The sequence below is a fragment of the Streptomyces sp. NPDC006393 genome (assembly GCF_040628575.1).
GTDB lineage: Bacteria > Actinomycetota > Actinomycetes > Streptomycetales > Streptomycetaceae > Streptomyces.
Genome location: NZ_JBEXZD010000220.1, coordinates 1 through 1,973 on the forward strand (window position 1 = coordinate 1; position 1,973 = coordinate 1,973).

A 1,973-nucleotide genomic window follows, 5' to 3' on the forward strand; every position below is an offset into this window, starting at 1 on the left:
CGTCCTTGCTGCCCATCCGTGATCCTTCCCGGCAGAGACCGCATCTCATGCCAGACGGTTCACACCAGGACATACACAAACTTCAGGACAGTCCCCACCGGCGCCGGCGGCTGCTACTACACCTGTGGCAACGGCGGCACCAACAACAGCGGCAAAGAAGAGAGTGATGTACAGTCAGGAGGTTGTGACTCAGCCTGCCAGCAAGCCCTTGCGTCGCTGACGAAGAAGGTCAAGGGCGACCTGTATAAGGCACTTGCCGTTGAGCTCCAGAAGTACGTCATGGCCCTGGGCATGAATACCCGTCCATGTCAGGAGGGTGCGTCAGTGACCTCGGGCACTGCGGCCGCCTGCGCGGATCTGATGGGGGTGGGTTCCACCAAAGATATGAATGACATCGTGAACGACTGGCTGAACGGAACTGGGGGAACTTACGTCTTCGGCGCAGGCAGCAAGATAACGCAGCAATTGGCCTCGAATGACCACAACTCAAAGATTTTGAGTGACCTGATCAAGGTCATCTCGAGTGCGGACTTCGATATCTCCCCTAGCAAGCTTGGAAAGCGTGCATCCTATAAAGACCCGAAGTCGAATTTCTTCAAAGACGTCCAGGGGATGCTCACGGGTGGCAGTAAGGGGTCAGGCCTACCTGAGGCATTCATGGGGTCTTACACAGAAGTCTATCAGGTGGTCAACGTGGACCGTGAAAGTCGGAGTTTCACTGTTGCGTTCGCTGCATACAACGGGACTGGATTGGGATCCCTTCTCCATAATCCACTCTTCCCTGACCGCGCAGAAGGCCGGCAGCAGGGCACTCTAAGGCAAATCTATTACTGGACCGTAACGGTGGGCGGATGACTACTCGGGTGCGTGTAATTTGGTCGACTCATAGGCCGATCGCAGTGAATTCAAAGGTGTCATGGATCATCCGGATACTCCGGGCCATGGTTCTGGTAGTCCTTGCGGCAGGATTCTTGGGGCTGTGCTCCATTCTCTTTCCCTCGCGGGCAGACACGGCAGAGTTGCTGAAAGACGCTCGTAGCGGTGACGTTTCCGTGGTGCAGGTCGCCAGCTTTGATGTCGATGAGGTACAGGTTTACTGGTCCACTGGGTACCTTCAAGACTACGAGTTCACTTATCATTACAACAATAGTACGTTTTTGCCGGAGGTTGAGCAATTCGCGGCAGACATGAGGAATCGGCTGGGAAAAGACGCCGACACGGTAACATTTGAGGAGGGTGATCGGTTCGATAACCTGGGCATCCTTGATATGTTCATTCCCGTCATGTATTTGCGAGTGATGCCACACTTTGCTTGGCTTGTCGTATTCTGTTGCGCCATCGCTCTCGTGGACATGGTACTAAGAAAGAAGCTACGCTCGCCAAGTGCTGGATATTGGTTGATTGCCTCCCTGGTATTCGCATTCGGTTTCCCTGCCTACTACTGGTCGGAGCCGTATCCTCTGTGGTCACGTCGTAGCGCGACTGAGGGCAGTCGCTCAGCGATGAGTGGGCTTCGGGTGGTGGGTGCGACGGCGTGCTGGGCGGCCCTTGGAGCGACGGCACTAATGACGATGGCTCTCTTGCGGGCTTGAGTAAAGACTTCATTGTGGTCAGTGGCGCACGGAGCTGTCGGAAAAACACCTTATGCATTCCAACACCGCCAGCCCCACCGGGGACGGCTTCAAAGTCGGGACGTTTTCCGGCTTCCGGCCGGGAACGCTAAGTTTGCCGAATTTTCCGCAGTAGCCATTGGCCCAAATCCCTCCAACGTTCTTGCATGACTGCTCGTCTGTTACGTACAGCTCAGTGAACCGCTGCTCGTCGGCTGTTGTACCCACCTCCCCTCCATTCCTGTTTGTGTCTGGCGCGTGCCAGTCCTTAGAGCTCGTAACACGATCATGAGCAGGCCTTCTTGAGGCGTCTCCAGCAGATGAGACTGCAGGCCAGGGAGACGAAGGCGTCGTGCAGGTCGA

2 protein-coding genes are annotated in these 1,973 nt (G+C 55.7%); both read left to right on the forward strand.

From position 1 onward, the window contains the following. The coding region (locus ABZ484_RS38655; RefSeq protein ID WP_358870627.1) for a hypothetical protein at nt 1-855 on the forward strand (855 nt) is incomplete at its 5' end. A gap of 86 nt (nt 856-941) precedes the next feature. After that, nucleotides 942-1,592, forward strand: a complete 651-nt coding sequence (locus ABZ484_RS38660) for a hypothetical protein (RefSeq protein ID WP_358870628.1) — start codon at nt 942-944, stop codon at nt 1,590-1,592. Nucleotides 1,593-1,973 lie beyond the last annotated feature (381 nt).

Excerpts from the sequence above, each read along its gene's own strand:
- ABZ484_RS38660 (WP_358870628.1), top strand. The coding sequence starts at position 942 with ATGGTTCTGGTAGTCCTTGCGGCAGGATTCTTGGGGCTGTGCTCCATT.